Here is a 17229-nt window from a genome sequence, read left to right as displayed (position 1 = left end):
CTGGACAAGCCAGCCGTGACACCCAGCGAGCTACGATGTGCCCAATCCAAGCAAAGGGACTCACTATTCGGGCCACTCAGCGTTTCACTCACGGAATTGCCGAACGTCTGGTCGGTGAATCTTCCAGAATCATTATACGCTCTGATCAGGTGAGTCGTTATTCCCTCTTCGATCGTATCGATCAACCCCCGTGAATTGTTCGTCTTGGTAATGACTGTGAAATCTGGATGGGTGATCGTGAATCAATCATCGTCAGGCTCAGCCTGACCTTCCTTGCTACGCCACTTATTCTGTCAGACGCCCAACTTCTCCTGATTGAGCCCTTTGCGCGGAATCCAAATCCCCCTCCCGTAAGAATCGCAAAAATTTACACCAGAACTCGGCGGATCGATCAGGGTCATCTCGGATCGACATCACAAGTATCTGCTCTCGCCCGCCGTCGTACATCTTTCTATAGAAGCCGTTTCCGGGACCGTGTCTCGTGCCTCCGATTCGTCGACTCTGGTAGGCAAAGAGCCATTCGTCACGCACACTGGGAGATAAGCATGTTACCCCTGCATTCTCCAATGCTTTCGAGAGCTGCGTTTCTTGAAATGTAGTAACCTTGGGACCTAATTGGATGTTCAGCAATGGAATCTCGCGATAGACACAACGCTTGACTGACAAAGTCTCTGTCGACAAGTACACATCAGCAACGATGATGCGTTGATTCATCCAAATCAAGCCGCATACCGCCAATGTGACGATCAATGAAGCAACTGCAAATACAGGCAATTTCATCTATTTGCGCCTTTCGCAGGGCCACACAGCGGAGAGCAGACCGGTGATCGACTCTTGAGTGCGTTCATGTTGGCATCGTAACTGTAGTCGAACGTTCCTCCCGGACTCCAGATCGAGTCAACAGTCCCGACATTGATATAGGAGATCGTTTCGCTCACGGAATTGCCGAACGTCTGACCGGTGAGACTTCCAGCATCATTGTACGTTGTGGTCAAGTGAGTGGTCATCCCCTCTTCGATCTTGTTGAGCAGTCCACGCAAGTTATTCGTCTTCGTGATCACCGTCGAATCGAGACATTTGCCTCTCGTTCGGATCCCTCACCTGAATCGCTCTTACGCACATTCTCAATAGAATCCCAAAGGCGTGATACATCTCTGCTTACAGATTCGATGTAATGCGGATCGTTTGGCTGTATCAGCTTTGTCAGAGAATCGATTTTTGCGACATCTCGTATGTCGGATATACCATATTCGATCTGAACACGATCAAGAACTGACTCAGCATTGCGAGGCCAATCAAAATCAGACCACCTTCCTTCCACAACTATCGAGGCGTTCAGCAATTCGTTTTCAGACTTCGGCCAATGTTCATGTGTCTCAATAAAATTCGAAAAGGCCATAGACACAGTGCGAAACGCTTGCGTGTTTCGTTCCGCTTCTCCATGATGGTAGAAGAGATATATTACATAAGCGATAAGTACGCCAAAGAAACTAAGTGCAAACACGACAAGTCTTGCTTGACGTTCACGCATTCCGGTTTTCATGCAACAGTATCCATTGAAGTTTCTTGTGCTACAGAATTCCGCTGAACCCAGTAAGGCAGCATCTTCGAGACGAATTCTCCACATCGTGTTGGCAATTGTTTGTGGCTACATTGTACTCGCCTGGATCTGGGCGTGACCTCAAGCAGTCCAAAATCGGGCTGTAGGTAGCATCACGACAGGATGTTCCAATTGAGTCACCATATGTCAGCGATCCGTGCCCGATTTGATGTAATAGGATATCCTTCTTCTTAATTTTCGTCGTTTGGACTTCAGGGCCACCCAGCGGACCCTACCTTGCTGAATCCTCAGAACCCTTTGAGTTTCTGAACTCGAAAAGCAAATACAGCATCGACTCGAAATGAAACTCTGAATTCAGCTGTGGCTGGCAAATTACTCCCCCACGATAAGGAATATCCAAAGAGTTCAAGCTGGACGATATCGATTGCGGTAATCCAACAAACGCCCCTCCCTCAAATCCAAGATAGGAAACGACTTCTCCATGTTTGGGTGCGATTTCCAAGAGTAGAGAGGCATCGTTCGCAACGTTTTTCGGTCGTAGAATGGGCTCGGATGACTTCTCTGCGGAGAAATCGTCGCCAGAGTAATAGGCCGATATTTTGCAACTCGGATACTTAATTGGGACTGAAAGGCGACTACTGTTGATGGAATCAATGATGAGCCAGATTCTACCGCGGTTGTCTACATTCCATTTTCCATCGATTCGAAATGCTTCGCCCAATTTGAGATTTGCAACAGCAGTCAAAGGGCCTTTCAACTGGTCCTCCATCGCATCGATTGAATGAGCACTTTGTACTTCAAATTGTTGGTCATATGACAATGCATGCGTGATGACGTAACACAGGACCAAAATGCTGCCCAGAAAACACACTCGATTCACTCTTGACCACATTTCTTGCATCGAGAATCCCATGTCATGTTAGAGTTTCCGTTTCGTAGTCGAGGATTCTTGCAGAGAGTAAGCTGCTGTGCACTGCCATTCGGTCCGGGCTCTGTATTCCAATCGACAGGAGGTGTTGGATTCTACCAGACGTCGGAGGAGTTCCCTAATCCGCTTGGAAGGGTTCGAAAAACGATGATGCATGGCCAACTGGAATTCACATGAAACGCTCGCTTTCACTGGAAGGGTAGCTGAGTCGCTTGTTGCATTTTCCATAGATTGCTCTTTGGAAGAACGAAACCCAATCGAGTTTGCCTGCTAAGGATATCAAATGAGGTACTTCAAGCCAGAATTAATTCTAGGGGACGATTATGAGAGGATCAATCGCGCGTTTGACAGTGCAAACGAATCGTATCTTCGACACCAACAGTCAGAATCGCACCGCTGGTCACGCGTCACCAGAGATTTTGTCGACACAATTGAAAGACGTGTTGAACTTCACGATTCGTCCATTGAATCGATATCGATTGATATCGTGCGTGCAATCACAGAGATACGCGGAGGTTTCGGATCGATTTTGTTGAAGCAAGTGGTTTTCTTCAAATGCGATAGTGAGATTGATCCCGATTTGGATGATGGCGTGAAGTGGCTTTATCAGGAAGTCGTCGCTCCTCTAGAGCGAAGACTTCGTTCCGACGGATTTGTGGAGTTTAACGTTCTCACGGAGTATGGAGAACTATCAATAACGGCAAGAGATGTGACTTACAGGAAGGAGTGAATGGCGAGTTGGACTGGCCGTGACCAGGGCTTTGAAGTTTGTTGAATGTATTTGTCCGGAGTTGTTGGTCGTGTCGAGCTGGTGTTCGCGAGAGATGTACGTCCAGTTGTTCACCGGTCTGTCCCCATGCGTCCGCGAGGATCCCTGGTTCCGATTGTCATTCGTGAACATGCATTGGAGGCTACTTTTCCTGTTCAATCACTCCTTCGCCGTAATTCTCGCGTAACCAAGTTTCTACGGTCTCTTTGTGCTCCTTGCGAGGTTCTGTGAATTGCGCCATCAAGTTTGAACCATCGCTGTTGGAATGTCCAATTCGAAAATACCATCGATCATTGACTTCGAACGCTGCGACAAACCAAATCCACAAAGAGGTTTGCAACGGATCTCCAGTAAAATCTTTCGCAACAATGGGCGAAGCTCCAACAATGTCTCCGATGATTCCATCTGGGCCTTGAACTATCAAAACCTCGACGATATCGGATGACGGCAACTGGCGATAAAGCCTTTGATTATAGAAGAAAAACTCAGCCGTGATTTGGCCAGAACGAATCGCGCTTTCCTTCGTCTCGCATATTTCAAGTCCTGGCAAGGGAAACCAAGCAACCTCTTTAAGGTCTGGTTTGAGCACCAATTGATTCGGCCACTGAGTTTCAAAAAAATCCACTTGCAGAGGAGGCGTTGTTGAATCGCCAACTTGCGATTTCTCGTCAGCGACGATGCGGAATTGCACACGGGTGACGATGGAAAACGAGATGGCAGCAACGAGGACTCGAACATGTGTCATGTAGTCTTCCTGCCTAAGGATCATCGAGATTCCAATTGAGGAAAAGGCCTTAGCTGAGGGAGTGTGCCCTCGCTTGCGTGAACATGCTTTTTGTGTTGGTAGACGATTGAATCAAATGATGTCCACACATCGTCTGGAATGCATGTGTCGTACGATATGGAAGTGGCGCCGACTTTCTGTACTTCTCGGGTTACCGTCGAATGCCGAGACTATCAACGAAAGGGACGTTACGTCTGGGCATTTCCGGGCAACTTCATCTGGGCAGGGTGAATTTTGGAACAACGATTGGGAGCATGGCGCCCTAGCCTAAGGACGGGGTTCGACCGGAATCACTTCGGCGTCTTCTTCACAACAGAACTCCATTGACCTCGCCAACCCAGCCTACGTCACTTGATTCACGACCGAAGCGATGATCAGCCTCGTGGGAAGTTGGTGAAGTGCAATCAACTGACCAGCGAATCAACATTGTCAGACATAGCTTGGCCGACCTCGCTTCATGGTTCCGGAGTATCTTTACAACTGAACTTGTCAAACTCAACTTTCCATCTCTGAAGTAATGCGGTGATCTCTTGTTTTTCCAGATCAACGATTTGATGATTTCGAGTGCATTTGAGAATCTTCAGTTCGTTTAAATATGTTCCGTATTCGCCAACATCGCGACTTTGCTGTGAATAACGCATGTGTTCTAGTATCGCTCCTGCTGCTTCGTACTGCCGGTGATACAAGAGGCGAGCGCATTCGATCTCGTGAATGAAGATGTCAGACAGTGGAAGCCTAAGCGATTGCTTGCGTGGCGAATGAAAGTTCGGGAGAAAATCTTCTCGAACTTTCGCTTGCCTAGTTGAGTGTTTAATCCACAGCAACCAATGCATTGCAACGACGTTTTCGGGGCAAACCCTCAGAGACTTTTTGAGCAGTCGTGCAGAGCTTCGCACGTCGAACAGAAAGTAGTTGCAGACTGCTTCCAGCGCCAAATCGTCAGCTTGGTTTAGTCTTGCCGCTTCAACGAACTTTATTCTTCGGCGTAAGCAATACCTCATAGCCTCCAGGTAAAACTTTGCATCACGAACTTTCCCTTTATGCAAGCTTGCAATCACATTCTGCTTGCAGAAGGCATAGACATCTTCGTCGGAGCATGAATTCGACCATGATCTAAGGAAAAATTTCATTCCATTCCACAGATCGGCGATCAGTTCCATTTCCAGTCGACCGTATTGCCTTTTGCACGTGAACCGATTTGACGTTCGGAGCTTAATGACATGTTCCCTAGGAACTGGTCTACCTGTGATGAGAGTCTCGAGGACCTTTCAAGACCGACTAACGGTAGTGTACATGCTGGTGAGTTGAGCAAAAACGTAGAAGAGAAGGTCGTGATGTTCGTACCGCGTGACGATGCAGGGTTTTCAATTGCGATGGCTAACCGTCTGCTCATTGTCTGTGGGGATGCGAACATATACGGCAAGCGGGCAGACGTCGCCGTAGCAGGCGGTTGCTTTCAATTCCCAGCCTGGAATGTTTTGTCGGTCGTGGAATTCGTCGGTGAACAGGTGAGAGAAAACCCAGATTCGCTCACAGTCAGCGGGGACTGATTCGAGTTGTAAACCGGTTTCAAGGACAGTGTCTCGCGGCACTGCTGGAAGGGCGAGAACGGACCAGTCGGGGCTGACGTAGCGGCGAAACCACAACCGATCGAAGTGATTCTCGCCGGACCAGATGTCGACGCCTTGCTCAAGAAATCGATCTCCTGGTTGCCAGTTCGTTCGCAGTTCGGAAGCGACTTGGTGACAGTCTGTGCCGTGAACTTGCAATGCGTATTGAGATCCTACGAGGGCATACAACAAGCCAGCCGCGGCAGCGACTCGTGCGGCGGTCCGATTCGCAAATCTCCACAGAAAAAACGCGATAAGTGGGAGGTGAATCCAAGAGCCCGCGAGCATGTATCGAGGCCACATCGCGGACTGTCCGATCCAGGAATGTAGCTGTCCCGCTCCAAAGCCTGCCAGAAGAAACCCAACAGCGATACAGCCAAACCAGTCATTGAGTGGCTTGTTCGCTGTTCTGACTTCGTCTGATTTCAAAGGGTCGACTTCTACTTCTTCTGAGCCTCTTGACTGGATGACGATGCCAAGGAAGACGGCTGCCGCAGCATAGAGAAGCAGAAATGTGGGCCAATAAGTTGTGAAGACCGAGAATGTCAAATAGGAGAAGAAGAGCGACGAAACAGGCAGAAAATAGCTGTCGAAGTCTTCAATCGGCTTGATGGAAAACGTGCTCTCAATGCGAACGTAATAGGCAGCGAGCGGAACGACGGGCAGGGTCAACGCTGCAATGAGAGCGTTCAACGTCAGCCAGGATTTGATCGAAACCACTCGTTTCAGCAGCAGAATTCCCCAGATCAGTTGATCGACGAGCAATACGTTGATGCCGAAGAAGTGCGTCCAGGGAAGCAGAATGCCGGACACCACGAACAAGCATTTCCAGCTTAGACGATCCGACTCCAGCATCCCCATCCATGCGAGGCAGTGCAAACTCGAGAAGAACGCCAGGGCTGCATAAGGAAGGCATTGGAATCCTTGCGTTAACCAAACCGGACTGAGGGCCATCGCCGGCAAGAGCAGGGCGATCAGCCAGCGGTCGGGGACCAGCCTGCTCAAAATGGCATTCCACACAAAGACTGTTGCGACAGCCATCGCAACGCTCGGAAGTCTCAAGAGCCAGTCAGGGGACTCTCCATCGGCAAACAGGCTGACGAGAAGTCTCACAAACGGAGGATGTGATGACCCGACAGCGAACAGCCCGTCCGAAGCTCCCAGATCAATAGCATGCACAAACAGCAACTCATCCCCGAGCAACCCCGTTTGCCAAACGCGCAGCCCCAATAGAACGAGGACACCTAAAGAGGTGATCGTCGGTATCAGATATTGGGAGCGGCTGCTGGTCGCTTCAGGTGTTCGTGAACTGGTCAATGCGTTTTCGGTCTCTCGTTGAGATTCAGTGACCGAATATCAATCTGACAGCTTGTGAAGAGGCCGAATTGAGATTCATGTGGTCTATTTAAGAATAGAACACAAGAACGACAGGCGCGTGTTTCGCTACGAACTCAATTTCGCACGCTTGTCTTGTAGTCAGGCCCTACCAATTACAGCGATTCTTCAGCCAACTGAGCCGCGATTATCCCATGAGGGACGTACCGATTTGGTAGGTGAGCAGTGCGGCGATGTAGGCCAGGCCGGTCATGTAGACGAACGTGAATATCGGCCATCGCCAGCTGTTGGTTTCGCGTCGAATGACCATCAGCGTTGCTCCGCACTGAGCGCAGAGGGCGAAGAAGACCATGATAGACAGGGCGACCGGTACGGTGAAGAGTGGTCGGCCATCGGGCCAGGTTGCATTTGAGAGAGCATCTTTGAGGCTGGGATCTTCTTCGTCGACTTCGCCGCCGAGACTGAAAATCGTTCCCATCGTTGAAATGATCACTTCGCGGGCTGGGAAGGATGCGACTGCTCCGATGCCAATTCGCCAGTCCCAACCGAGTGGTTTGACGACAGGTTCGATGGCTTTCCCCATCCGGCCGAGATAGCTCTCTCGAATCAACGCTCCTGAGACGTCATCGTACTCGGCAGAGAGTTTGTCGATCTCTTCAGCATTCTCTTCCGGTGACGCTTGCAGCGTTTCGATTTGCTGAGCGAGTTGATGCTGGGTTGTGTGGTCACCTGGGAAATAGCCGAGTGCCCAAACGACAACAGTCACTGCAAAAATGAGTGTTCCTGCCCGCACGACGAATGCTTTGGAGCGATCATAGACTCGATCGAAGACAATTTTGGGAGATGGCCATTTGTACGGTGGAAGTTCCATGACGAATGGTGGAGTCTCGCCTTTGAAGAGCGTCTTCTTGAAGAGCCAGGCGATCGGAATAGCGAGCACGGCGCCGATGGCGTACATCGAAAACAAGACTGTTCCCCGCAGGCTCAGGAACCCGAACAGGAGGCTCGCCGGGATGAAGGTGTAGATCATCAGCATGTAGACCGGAAGCCGCGCGGAACAGCTCATTAGTGGGGCGATGAGCATGGTGACCATGCGGTCGCGGCGATTCTCAATGACGCGAGTCGCCATGACTCCGGGGATGGCGCACGCGAAGGACGACATCAGCGGAAGAAACGATTTTCCGCTGAGACCAACTTTGGTCATCAGCTTATCCATCAGGAAAGCTGCACGGGCCATGTAGCCGCAGTCTTCCAGAATCGAAATGAATGCAAACAGCATGACGATCTGCGGAAGAAAGATGATGACCGATCCGACGCCGGCGATGATTCCGTCGACGAGGAGGCTTCGCAGCGTTCCTGGTCCCATCATGCCGCCAACGATTTCGTTGGCTCCGTTCTGAAGTCCTTCGACCATTTCCATGAATGGGCCGGACCATGTGTAAATGGCTTGGAAAATTAAAAGCATGATCAACGCAAACACGATCATGCCGGTGACCTTGTGGGTCAGAATCTTGTCGATGCGATCACTGGCGCTGAGGCGGTGGTCAGTTTCTGATCGTGTGAAGACGCCGTCGAGTTGTTGACGAATCCAGTCATACCGCAGCTTGGTTTCAATCGCTGGAATCCGGTGGCCGCTGGCGGCAAGGCGTCCTCTTGCTTCTTCGAGGTAAGCCTTGAGTTTGGACTGGTCAGCCTGCGAGGCTGCATCTTCGCTCGCTCCACGAATATCGAGCAGCATTCGCTCTCGAAGAAAAAGATGTGTTGCCGGTTCTCCGTTTGAAACGAGCCATTCATCGAGTTTTTGTGCTTCGTCGTAGAATTCTGCCGGGAAAAGCCGGACGGCCTTCGTTCCTGGATTCTCGACGGCTTGCAGCACGGCAGCTGTGACGCCTTCAATTCCTTCCCGCCGATGTGCGGATGTGGTCACGACCGGCACGCCGAGACGCTCAGAGAGTTGTTCGACGTCAATCTGAACTCCGCGACTGTTGGCGACATCCCACATATTCAGGACGAGGACAGTCGGCAGGTTGAGATCTCGAATTTGACTGAAGAGATAGAGGTTTCGCTCGAGATTCGATGCATCAACAATGCAGACGACCGCGTCGGGAGCGGTGACTTCTTTCTTCCGCCCGAGAAGAACGTCGACGGAGACCATTTCGTCGTCGGAGCGAGGAGAGAGGCTGTAAGTTCCCGGTAAGTCGATGAGGGTAATGTTTCGGTCACCGAAGCGGTACTTTCCGACCTTCTTTTCGACGGTCACTCCTGGAAAGTTTCCCACACGAGCTTTGCCGCCACAAAGGCTGTTGAACAGTGTGCTCTTGCCGGTGTTGGGATTTCCAATCAACGCGACTGTGAGTGTTTGTGCTGAAGTCGCGGCTTGAACCGTCTCTTGCATGATCGAATCGGAGGGCAAATGGAGGAGTGGTCGTCAGGGGAGGAATTCAAAGGTGGCTGTTTACTCAGAAGATTCGACTTGAACTCGATTGGCTTCTGATTTTCGAAGAGAGATACGATAGCCACGGATCGAATACTCAACAGGATCACCCAGTGGGGCAAAACCGAGTACGGTGATCTCTTCTCCTTCAGTCAGCCCCATTTCCATCAATCGCACTGAGATCGAGTCATCGCCAACCACGTCGACGATTCGTGCTTGTTGCCCAATTGACTTGAGTTCATCGAGTCTCTTCAGCGAATCCGGTTGTGTTTCCACGCTCAGTCAGCCTTTCCGACGATGACGATTCGGTCGGCACTTGAACGTGTGAAGCTGGTTGCCGAAAGCTCGTCCATTAATTCCCTGTTCGACCACTTTCATGGTTTCTCTGCGATCGCTGAATCTTGAATTCAGCGAATGTTCTGAGTTTGCTCGAGTGATTTCACTTTGAGCATTTCGGACAATGCCCTAAGCCGGCAGAAGCTCGACGAGAACAACGGTGTTGGGGTCGCTGCGGAAGCTGAATCGGTGTCCGTCGATCGCGATGATCGCTGGTGTTCCGGGTTTTACGACTCGGACGATTGCCCCGTCTCGCAGTCCCAGTTCCTGAAGACGATGCTTCCAGTCATGAGGCCCGACGATTTCAACGATTCGTCCAGACTCATTCTTCTGCAACATGTCCATCGGAATCATTTGCAAGACATCGGACATTGTATCGAAAACCGTTTGTTTCGAGGAAATCATGAACACTGGCATTCGGCCAGACGATGTTGAGACTCAATCTCAATAAAAGTTGATCGAATTGTAACAGCCAGTGACGTGACTGCAAATCCACAACCACGAAGAAATCCGACGATTGGGAATTCGTCAGAGCACGCTAATTTAATCGAGTGGGTGACAGGCGTACCCTAATCTGATTAAACTCGAGAACATGGAATTCGGGTTACTTCTCAAATCGATCCAGAAGGGCGTTTCGAATGAGGGCATTTGCAATGAAACTGTTTCCGGGCGCGTGTCTCTGCCTGTTGATTCTGTGGGCAAGTTTGGTTGTCGCGCAGAGTCCACCTCAGCCCGAGACGCCAACTCTGGCTGATCCTCCTGAGGGAACCGAGTCATCTGAAAAAGATCCTCAAATCCACCCGGTCGAAGACCCGGAGTTCAGCGGCTGTGACTGTTTATGTCCCATTCAATTTTACGGGACGATGGGTGGTAAGTTGTTCTACTACTATCTGTGTTGTGACAATGAATTCACACGCCCGGGAATGCCGTCGGATTTTCGGGAGTCGTTTGAAACACTTGTGACTGGTTGCAATCAGGCTTCCGGACAACATGGACAATGTGCAGTGGATGGGCCGGACTGCACCGAAAAAGAGGCTGTTAAGAAGAAAGCCGATGCGAGTGAGTGGCGACGCATGCCAAGGCCAAGTCCTGAGTGCGATGGAAGTGCCGATTCGACTTACTCAGAGGAAGAACGCCAGCGTGGGCAAATTCATCAATCAGAAGCAGTCTTGATTGACCTGGAAGATCGACCGGGATTTGATCGGATCGTCAAGCTTGTCGGTCATGATCAAGAGGAGGACATCTACTTCCGGCTGGTCGGAATGACCTCGAAGTACATTTCCCCTCGTGGAACCGAGCCAATCACAACTTACGGATTTGCTGCCTTCGAAACTGATCCACCGGTCGACGAAGAGAGCTATCCTTATGAGATTCTTGAGGTCGTCCTGACCACACGGACAGATCGTTCTGTGAATGGAGACCGTCATTATTCACACCGACTCAATATTCTCAGCCCGACACGGGAATTGAGTGAAACAGTCCCTCGCGACCAACGAAGCTATGCCTGGGCAGTCAGTGCCACAGACTTGTCGGACTACTATGTCGACTAAATCAGAATCGCGAAAACGCCGCGCACCGGCTTGAGCTGAAGTCGTCACGGTGCTCTGACGATTTCCTTTTCGCTGACTATCCGGACGCGACGGCGATGAGACTTTGCAAGCGATCGCACAGGAAAGAGTAACATGCTCTAGAAGGGGGCTTGAGCGTCGACGACACATCGGAAACCAAGTCCTTCGCTTCCGTTGTCGTTGCGGTCGAGTGTGAATCGCTGCTGTGGACCGACACGGATTTCGTCGAGGTTGACCTCTTTTTTCGTCACAGAGTAAGGGCCACCCCGGACTACCCGAAAGTTGACGGATGTACCAATAAAAGACTGAGGGAAGCGACCATCGCTCGCGAAGTCACGGATGAAAGGGGAGAGTGTCCATTCGGCGACTCCTGAATAGAGACCCTGAATGGGAGGATCGTGACTGGTCCGATCGTAATCCGGAGTTCCGACAGGACCAAACGGCCAGGCATCAATATCGTCGCGTGCTCCTCCCCAGGGAGTTTCGAGGTCTCCAGCTTGTGTCGCGACGAATTCGTATTCCTCTTCGGTTGGTAATCGGCGTCCAGCTTTTTCGGCGAAGCGAATCGCTTCGTCCCAACTGATACTCGCGACTGGAAAGTCATCAGGCGGATAGAGTCCGGCCGACTGGATTGTATGTGGTCTGTTGAAACCGACTTCCCTGTAACGACGATAGGTCGTCTCTTGAGTTTCCATGTAAAGTGGGAAAATCTGCAGGATGAGTGGTGGGATGCCCCGAATTAACCCGGGACGGTCCCGCATTTCCAACACTCCCCCTTCGATATAAGTCATTCCTTCAGGGGGGCTTGATCGATCTGGAACTTCGACAGGGGGAAGTTCGACCGTTCCATCGACGACTTCCCAGCTCAAGTGTTTAAAGAGAGTTCGGGCGTAATCTTTCTCCGGAAACTCTGGAACAGTTCGGTAAACGTCATGGAAACCGTAATCATCGATCACCACCTGCATACGATAAAAGGCCGGTTTGACTTTCATCACAATCGGAGTGACGCCCGATGAAATGACCGCCTGCTCTGGACGCTCGCGAGCAAGATGGTCGAGCGGAATCATTCGGACGCGCGCCCCGGGAGGGTCCGTAGTGACTTTCACGCGGTGCCGCAGCGTGGTGTCGCGGTTGGCGACGATCACGAACCCGGCGATGGCAATGATTGCCGCGACAATCGAAACGAGTGCAATTGTTTGCATCACGTTCCGACGGACCCAGCGTGATATCCGCTCGACGGAACTGACCGGTCGGGCGTGAATCGGAACACCGTCGACGAATCGCTGTAAGTCGTTAGCGAACTCTTCGGCAGTCTGATATCGACGGTCCGGAGACTTGTCGATGGCCTTCAAGCAGATCGTTTCAAGGTCCTTGGGGATCTGCCGATTCTTCTTGCGTGGTGGATCTGGAAACTCATTTAGGACCTGATAAATCAAGAGCCGTTCGTTGCCGCGAAAAGGACGTTCCCCGGTGAGCATCTCGTAGAAAACAACTCCCAGCGAGTAAACATCCGAGCGGCGGTCGACTGTGTTCGGCTCTCCTGAAGCCTGCTCCGGGGGCATGTAGGCAGGGGTTCCGAGGATTTGCCCCTCGACAGTCATCGTGATTTCGCCCGCTTCACGCTTTGCGAGGCCGAAGTCCATAAGATGAGGCTCGAAAGACAGGTCGAGCATGATATTGCTCGGTTTCAGGTCTCGGTGAATCACTCCTCGTTCATGAGCGTGGTGCAACGCGCGAGCAATTTTCGAACAGAGTTCAGCCGACTGACGAAAGTCGAACTTCGAATCGCGAAGTTGCTCGGCAATTGTGACTCCATCGATGAGGTCACTGGCGATGTAAACGATTCCGCGATCGATCCCCGATTGATGGACTTTGACGACGTGCGGATGATTCAGCTGCGCGACGGCTCTCGCTTCACGCAGAAACTTTTCGATCTCGTTCTCGTCGAGTTGTCCTTTGCGAGGAATTTTGAGTGCAACGAGACGATCGAGTTCGGAATCCCAAGCTTTCCAGACGGAGCCAAATGCTCCGAAACCGACACATTCACGTAACTCAAACGCACCAATTTTTTCGCCGACGCGGGCACGGTTGTTGGCGACCGTTTCTTTCGAGTCGTCGACTCGCGTTGGGGAAAAGTGGCTGCCACACGATGGGCAGGTCACTTCTACGCTTTGATCAACTTCAATGATCTCAATGGGGTTTTGACAGTGAGGACAATGAAGGTGCATGATTCTCGATGTGGCCCGGGTTCACCCGTCGAAAGTCCATTGCTCGTGGCGGAGGACTCGTCTGGACTGAGGAATGAAATGATCCGCGCGGTGTGAATTCACTAAGCCCGGTGTGACTGGGATATTCTTTTCCGTCACAACAAATCTACCATCGACATCTGAATGCACAACCAAAGAGGCTGATCGAACTGTTGTCGATTCGAAGTGAGTGCTGGAGATGGATTCTTTAGCGGAGATCCAATCGATCGGAGACGAGAGCATTTTCTGATTTTGTGTGCACGATCTCGCACGAGCAAGCACACCCTTTTCACTGATGAAACAGTGCAAGCGGGTGCTCAGGAAAGAGCGACTTGCTCTAATCGTCCCGTCCGCCGGTCCCGAGAACCCTCAATAGGTAGTAAGCCACGATGAGAATCGATTGCAGCGTCGCTGCGACATAGGTCCATGCTGCGGCGTTGAGAACGCTGGCGACCGCGTCACTGCCGTAGCTGTCGACGATTCCCATTTCGGAAAGCAAACGCTTGGCCCGATTGCTGGCGTCGAACTCGACCGGAAGGTTGATGAGCTGGAACACTGCGACGGCGCCGTACCCGGCGATCCCCACGAGCATCAACGGGACACCGAATTTCGGAATGAACATCCCGAGAAAGAAGAACAGCAGGAACCACATCGGGCCGAACTGAGCTGCCGGAACAGCGAGATTTCGAATCACGAGCGGTCCGTAGTTTTGCGCATGCTGCAACGCGTGTCCTGCCTCATGGGCTGCGATCCCGACGGACGCTGCCGTTCGGTCGAAATAGACCTGCTCGCTGAGCCTGAGGACGCGATGGCTTGGATCGTAGTGATCGGAAAGCTGTCCATGGACCGGTTCGATGTCGACGTTTTGAAGACCGGCTGCGTCGAGAATGCTGCGTGCTGCCTCTGCTCCCGTCATTTTGGCAGGAACTTTGAGGGCGTTTGCATACGTCGACTTGATTCTCCACTGCGCCCATGCCATCAGGAGGAAGGCAGGGGAAAGGAAAATCAGGTATTCAATTGAAGGGATAAACATTGAGTGATTCCGTCACTTGTTTCGAGGAAGCAGCAATCAAATCGAAATTGACAGTGATTGACTCTCATTCGTGTATTGATGCAAATTCTTCGCCGTCTTCAAGAAAAAACAAGTCTGGGAATCGGAATCGACAGCCCGACGTGAGCGCATAAAAAAACCGGCAACTTCGAAAAGTTGCCGGTGGAATTCCGTTTGAAGCAGCAGTGCTGTCTGCTTCGTCAACGAATTAATTTCCGCCGTTTGCTTGTGCGGTGTATTGATCGTTGAGGTACTTCAGGATGACGTCGGTCAGGTCGTCTTGTGGACGGTGCCAGACAACCTGTCGGTTCATGCCCTGAATGATCTGCTGAGGATCGGCAGCTCCAGAGACTTCCTGACGGTTGAAGCGGATGACCAATGTGTAGTTGTAGTAAGAAGCGTACTGAGCGACAGCCTTCTGAACTTCGAGGTAGATCTTCTTGTAGACTTCAGCCTGCTTACGGACGATGTCACGTCGTTCGACCTGCTGGAAAGTCTGGAGTTTGGTCTGCAGCTCGATCAGTTGAGCTTCTTTGGTTGAGTAATCTGGGCTGTTCGCGGTCAGACCCTGCATTTGGCCCTGAATCGCCTTCATGTCAGCAACCATCTGCTGAGCTTTGGCTTCTGCTTCTTCCGCAGCTTTCTGGAGTCCTTCAGTTTCAGCTTTGAATTTGTTGTAGTTCTTGAAAATGTGTGCCATGTCAATCAGACCAACCTGGTGGGCGGCTGATTGTTTCTGTCCGGCAGCTGCTGGAGCTTGTGCTGTCGCTGTGTTGGCTGCAATCAGCAATCCAGCGGTCATCACGAAACCAGCCATCCAAGGTCGAATACTCTTCACGGTCACTGCACTCCTTTGCGGTTCCGTTCAGCTGGGGGCATGTTTCAACAAATGAACAGGCTCGCGCCGCCAGCCAAATCTCTTCTTTTTCAATCATTGAGGGGGGTTTTGGGAACGGTTGTTTCCCACGGGGACCGGAAATCTCGCACAAGCTGAAGAATTGGTCAACGTGAATCATTTCGAGTTGAGCAAATCATTTACAGTCATTGTAAAAACGGCAATTCATGCCGGAGAGGCGACAACGGTGTTCTCCAGGATACCTATTTTCTCAATTGTCCCCGCGACATGGTCCCCAGGACGCAAGAAACGTTCTTTCGCGTGCCCGACACCAGCTGGCGTCCCTGTCGAGATGATGTCGCCCGGCTCCAATGTGACGAATTGCGAAATGAAAGAAATCACAGATGCGACGGGAAAGACCATCTCAGAAGTCGACGCATCCTGTTCAATGTTGCCATTTACCCGCAGAGTCATCGCGAGAGACTGCGGGTCCGGAATTTCAGTGGCAGACGTAATGCATGGTCCCATCGGGCAGAAAGTGTCGTGCCATTTGCCATGCAGCCAGTCGAAGAACTTATCGCGAGGCCGTTCGGTTCGACCCGGATTGGGACGAAATTTCCGATCAGTGATATCATTAACGATCGTGTAGCCAGCGACATAGTCGAGTGCGTTCTCCTCGCTGACATTTGAGCAATGCTGCCCGATGACGACTGCGAGTTCCAGTTCCCAATCAATCTGATCCGGTGAAGCTGCCGGAATTTGAATAGGGCCATGCGGATGAGTGAGTGTCGTCGAGGGAGGTTTCATGAACACATATGGAAACGTCCGGGCTCGCTCTTCAGAGACGTCACCACGTTCTTCGACATGTTTCGCGTAGTTCCCAGCGAGCAGGAGAAGCTTCGACGGATTCGGAATTGGGACCAGGAGTTTGATCTCTGAATGGACGTGTTCGACAAGCTCAAGCGATTTGGATGACTCCTTCATCAGTGTTTGCAATCGTGAATGAAATTCCCCACCCGGAAGAAAGTCCACGAGAGTGAATCGATGATCAGTTTTCAGGCCGAATTCTTGCTGCAGGTTCTTCAGTTCCAGGACGGTCTCGTCTTGGTAGATCCCGATCTTTTCCGTCCCGTGAAATTCGAATCGGCAAAGTCTCATCATCAGTTCCCAACTTGAAGGAATGTGTCAGCGAAAACGCAGGAGTCAGAGTTGTGGAAGGCCAGCCGCACTGGTCACAGTTTGTGAAGTTTGGAACGAGCGACTTCGCGTAAGCGTCTTTATGATGAACTTTCTCTCGAACTGACATGCTGTTCAACAGCACGCAGGACCGGATCGATACTCATCTCTTGAATGTGATGCGGTGGTTTCCAATCGAACCACTCAAAGCCCAAATGTTCGGTGAGGAGTATTTCGGGTAGTTCAGAAATCGTCCCGAGAAAGATCACCAACTCTTTGAGCTTCTTTTGTCCGCCATCGCGTTCGTACTGGACATAGTATTGTTGCCGAACGCAAAAGTCGGGATCGATCGTCACGTGCTTTCGGAGTATTCCCGTCTCTTCTTCCATCTCCCGCAGTGCGCATTCGATTTCATTCTCACCCGGATCAACGTGCCCTTTGGGGAGGTCCCATCGATCGGCGTGCTTCATGAGCAGGAAAGATCGAATCGGAGTTCCACACACCAGCAGGACTCCGCACGACTTCACTTCAACTGGATCGCACATCAGAATATCTATCCCTCAACGAGATCGTGCTGACTGGAAGTGGGGCTGACC

The 17229-nt window shown here is 51.3% G+C and carries 13 protein-coding genes; 1 reads left to right on the top strand and 12 read right to left on the bottom strand.

The features are described 5' to 3' along the window. Positions 1-776 precede the first annotated feature (776 nt). From AB1L42_RS04340 to AB1L42_RS04310, 7 genes are all read right to left on the bottom strand, one after another. On the bottom strand, positions 777-1061 hold the full coding sequence (locus AB1L42_RS04340; RefSeq protein ID WP_367051591.1) for a hypothetical protein: 285 nt from the start codon (positions 1059-1061) through the stop codon (positions 777-779). Beyond that, positions 1058-1543 carry a hypothetical protein gene (locus AB1L42_RS04335; protein ID WP_367051589.1) on the bottom strand — a complete coding sequence of 162 codons (486 nt, stop codon included), beginning with the start codon at positions 1541-1543 and terminating at the stop codon, positions 1058-1060. The genes AB1L42_RS04340 and AB1L42_RS04335 overlap by 4 nt, the downstream gene beginning before the upstream one ends. Positions 1544-3400: 1857 nt before the next feature. Beyond that, complete coding sequence (locus tag AB1L42_RS04330; RefSeq protein ID WP_367051587.1) at positions 3401-3949, bottom strand: hypothetical protein; 549 nt, start codon at positions 3947-3949, stop codon at positions 3401-3403. Positions 3950-5406: 1457 nt separating this feature from the next. After that, positions 5407-6969, bottom strand: coding sequence for a hypothetical protein (locus tag AB1L42_RS04325; protein ID WP_367051585.1), 1563 nt, complete (start codon positions 6967-6969; stop codon positions 5407-5409). Between the two features lie 205 nt (positions 6970-7174). Continuing rightward, positions 7175-9382, bottom strand: a complete 2208-nt coding sequence (gene feoB, locus AB1L42_RS04320; RefSeq protein ID WP_367051583.1) for a ferrous iron transport protein B — start codon at positions 9380-9382, stop codon at positions 7175-7177. 60 nt (positions 9383-9442) lie between these two features. Beyond that, a complete protein-coding gene (locus AB1L42_RS04315; protein WP_367051581.1) occupies positions 9443-9697 on the bottom strand; it encodes a FeoA family protein in 255 nt (84 codons plus the stop codon). Between the two features lie 189 nt (positions 9698-9886). Then, positions 9887-10129 carry a FeoA domain-containing protein gene (locus AB1L42_RS04310; protein WP_367051579.1) on the bottom strand — a complete coding sequence of 81 codons (243 nt, stop codon included), beginning with the start codon at positions 10127-10129 and terminating at the stop codon, positions 9887-9889. Positions 10130-10410: 281 nt separating this feature from the next. Between AB1L42_RS04310 and AB1L42_RS04305 the strand changes: the two genes are divergently transcribed. Continuing rightward, positions 10411-11307: a hypothetical protein gene (locus AB1L42_RS04305; protein ID WP_367051577.1), complete on the top strand. Its 897-nt coding sequence runs from the start codon at positions 10411-10413 to the stop codon at positions 11305-11307. Positions 11308-11444: 137 nt separating this feature from the next. On the opposite strand, the gene AB1L42_RS04300 is transcribed toward AB1L42_RS04305, so the two are convergent. From AB1L42_RS04300 to AB1L42_RS04280, 5 genes are all read right to left on the bottom strand, one after another. Next, the gene (locus AB1L42_RS04300; protein ID WP_367051575.1) at positions 11445-13553 is read right to left on the bottom strand and encodes a protein kinase; all 2109 of its coding nucleotides are present in this window, start codon (positions 13551-13553) and stop codon (positions 11445-11447) included. Between the two features lie 355 nt (positions 13554-13908). Next, complete coding sequence (locus AB1L42_RS04295; protein ID WP_367051572.1) at positions 13909-14604, bottom strand: zinc metallopeptidase; 696 nt, start codon at positions 14602-14604, stop codon at positions 13909-13911. Between the two features lie 226 nt (positions 14605-14830). Next, positions 14831-15460 (bottom strand): OmpH family outer membrane protein, encoded by a 630-nt coding sequence (locus tag AB1L42_RS04290; protein WP_367051569.1) that lies wholly within the window; start codon positions 15458-15460, stop codon positions 14831-14833. 222 nt (positions 15461-15682) lie between these two features. After that, complete coding sequence (locus tag AB1L42_RS04285; RefSeq protein WP_367051567.1) at positions 15683-16618, bottom strand: fumarylacetoacetate hydrolase family protein; 936 nt, start codon at positions 16616-16618, stop codon at positions 15683-15685. Positions 16619-16734: 116 nt separating this feature from the next. After that, complete coding sequence (locus tag AB1L42_RS04280; RefSeq protein ID WP_367051566.1) at positions 16735-17178, bottom strand: NUDIX domain-containing protein; 444 nt, start codon at positions 17176-17178, stop codon at positions 16735-16737. Positions 17179-17229 lie beyond the last annotated feature (51 nt).

The organism is Thalassoglobus sp. JC818 (genome assembly GCF_040717535.1).
Taxonomy (GTDB): Bacteria; Planctomycetota; Planctomycetia; order Planctomycetales; family Planctomycetaceae; genus Thalassoglobus.
Note: the sequence above shows the minus strand (reverse complement) of the source record. Positions and strands in the feature narration are given on the sequence as shown.

What these genes read in the sequence shown, in the direction of transcription:
- AB1L42_RS04335 (WP_367051589.1), bottom strand. Translation starts at nt 1,543, where the DNA reads ATGAAAACCGGAATGCGTGAACGTCAAGCAAGACTTGTCGTGTTTGCA.
- feoB (WP_367051583.1), bottom strand. Translation starts at nt 9,382, where the DNA reads ATGCAAGAGACGGTTCAAGCCGCGACTTCAGCACAAACACTCACAGTC.
- AB1L42_RS04310 (WP_367051579.1), bottom strand. Translation starts at nt 10,129, where the DNA reads ATGTCCGATGTCTTGCAAATGATTCCGATGGACATGTTGCAGAAGAAT.
- AB1L42_RS04305 (WP_367051577.1), top strand. Translation starts at nt 10,411, where the DNA reads ATGAAACTGTTTCCGGGCGCGTGTCTCTGCCTGTTGATTCTGTGGGCA.
- AB1L42_RS04300 (WP_367051575.1), bottom strand. Translation starts at nt 13,553, where the DNA reads ATGCACCTTCATTGTCCTCACTGTCAAAACCCCATTGAGATCATTGAA.
- AB1L42_RS04295 (WP_367051572.1), bottom strand. Translation starts at nt 14,604, where the DNA reads ATGTTTATCCCTTCAATTGAATACCTGATTTTCCTTTCCCCTGCCTTC.
- AB1L42_RS04285 (WP_367051567.1), bottom strand. Translation starts at nt 16,618, where the DNA reads ATGATGAGACTTTGCCGATTCGAATTTCACGGGACGGAAAAGATCGGG.
- AB1L42_RS04280 (WP_367051566.1), bottom strand. Translation starts at nt 17,178, where the DNA reads ATGTGCGATCCAGTTGAAGTGAAGTCGTGCGGAGTCCTGCTGGTGTGT.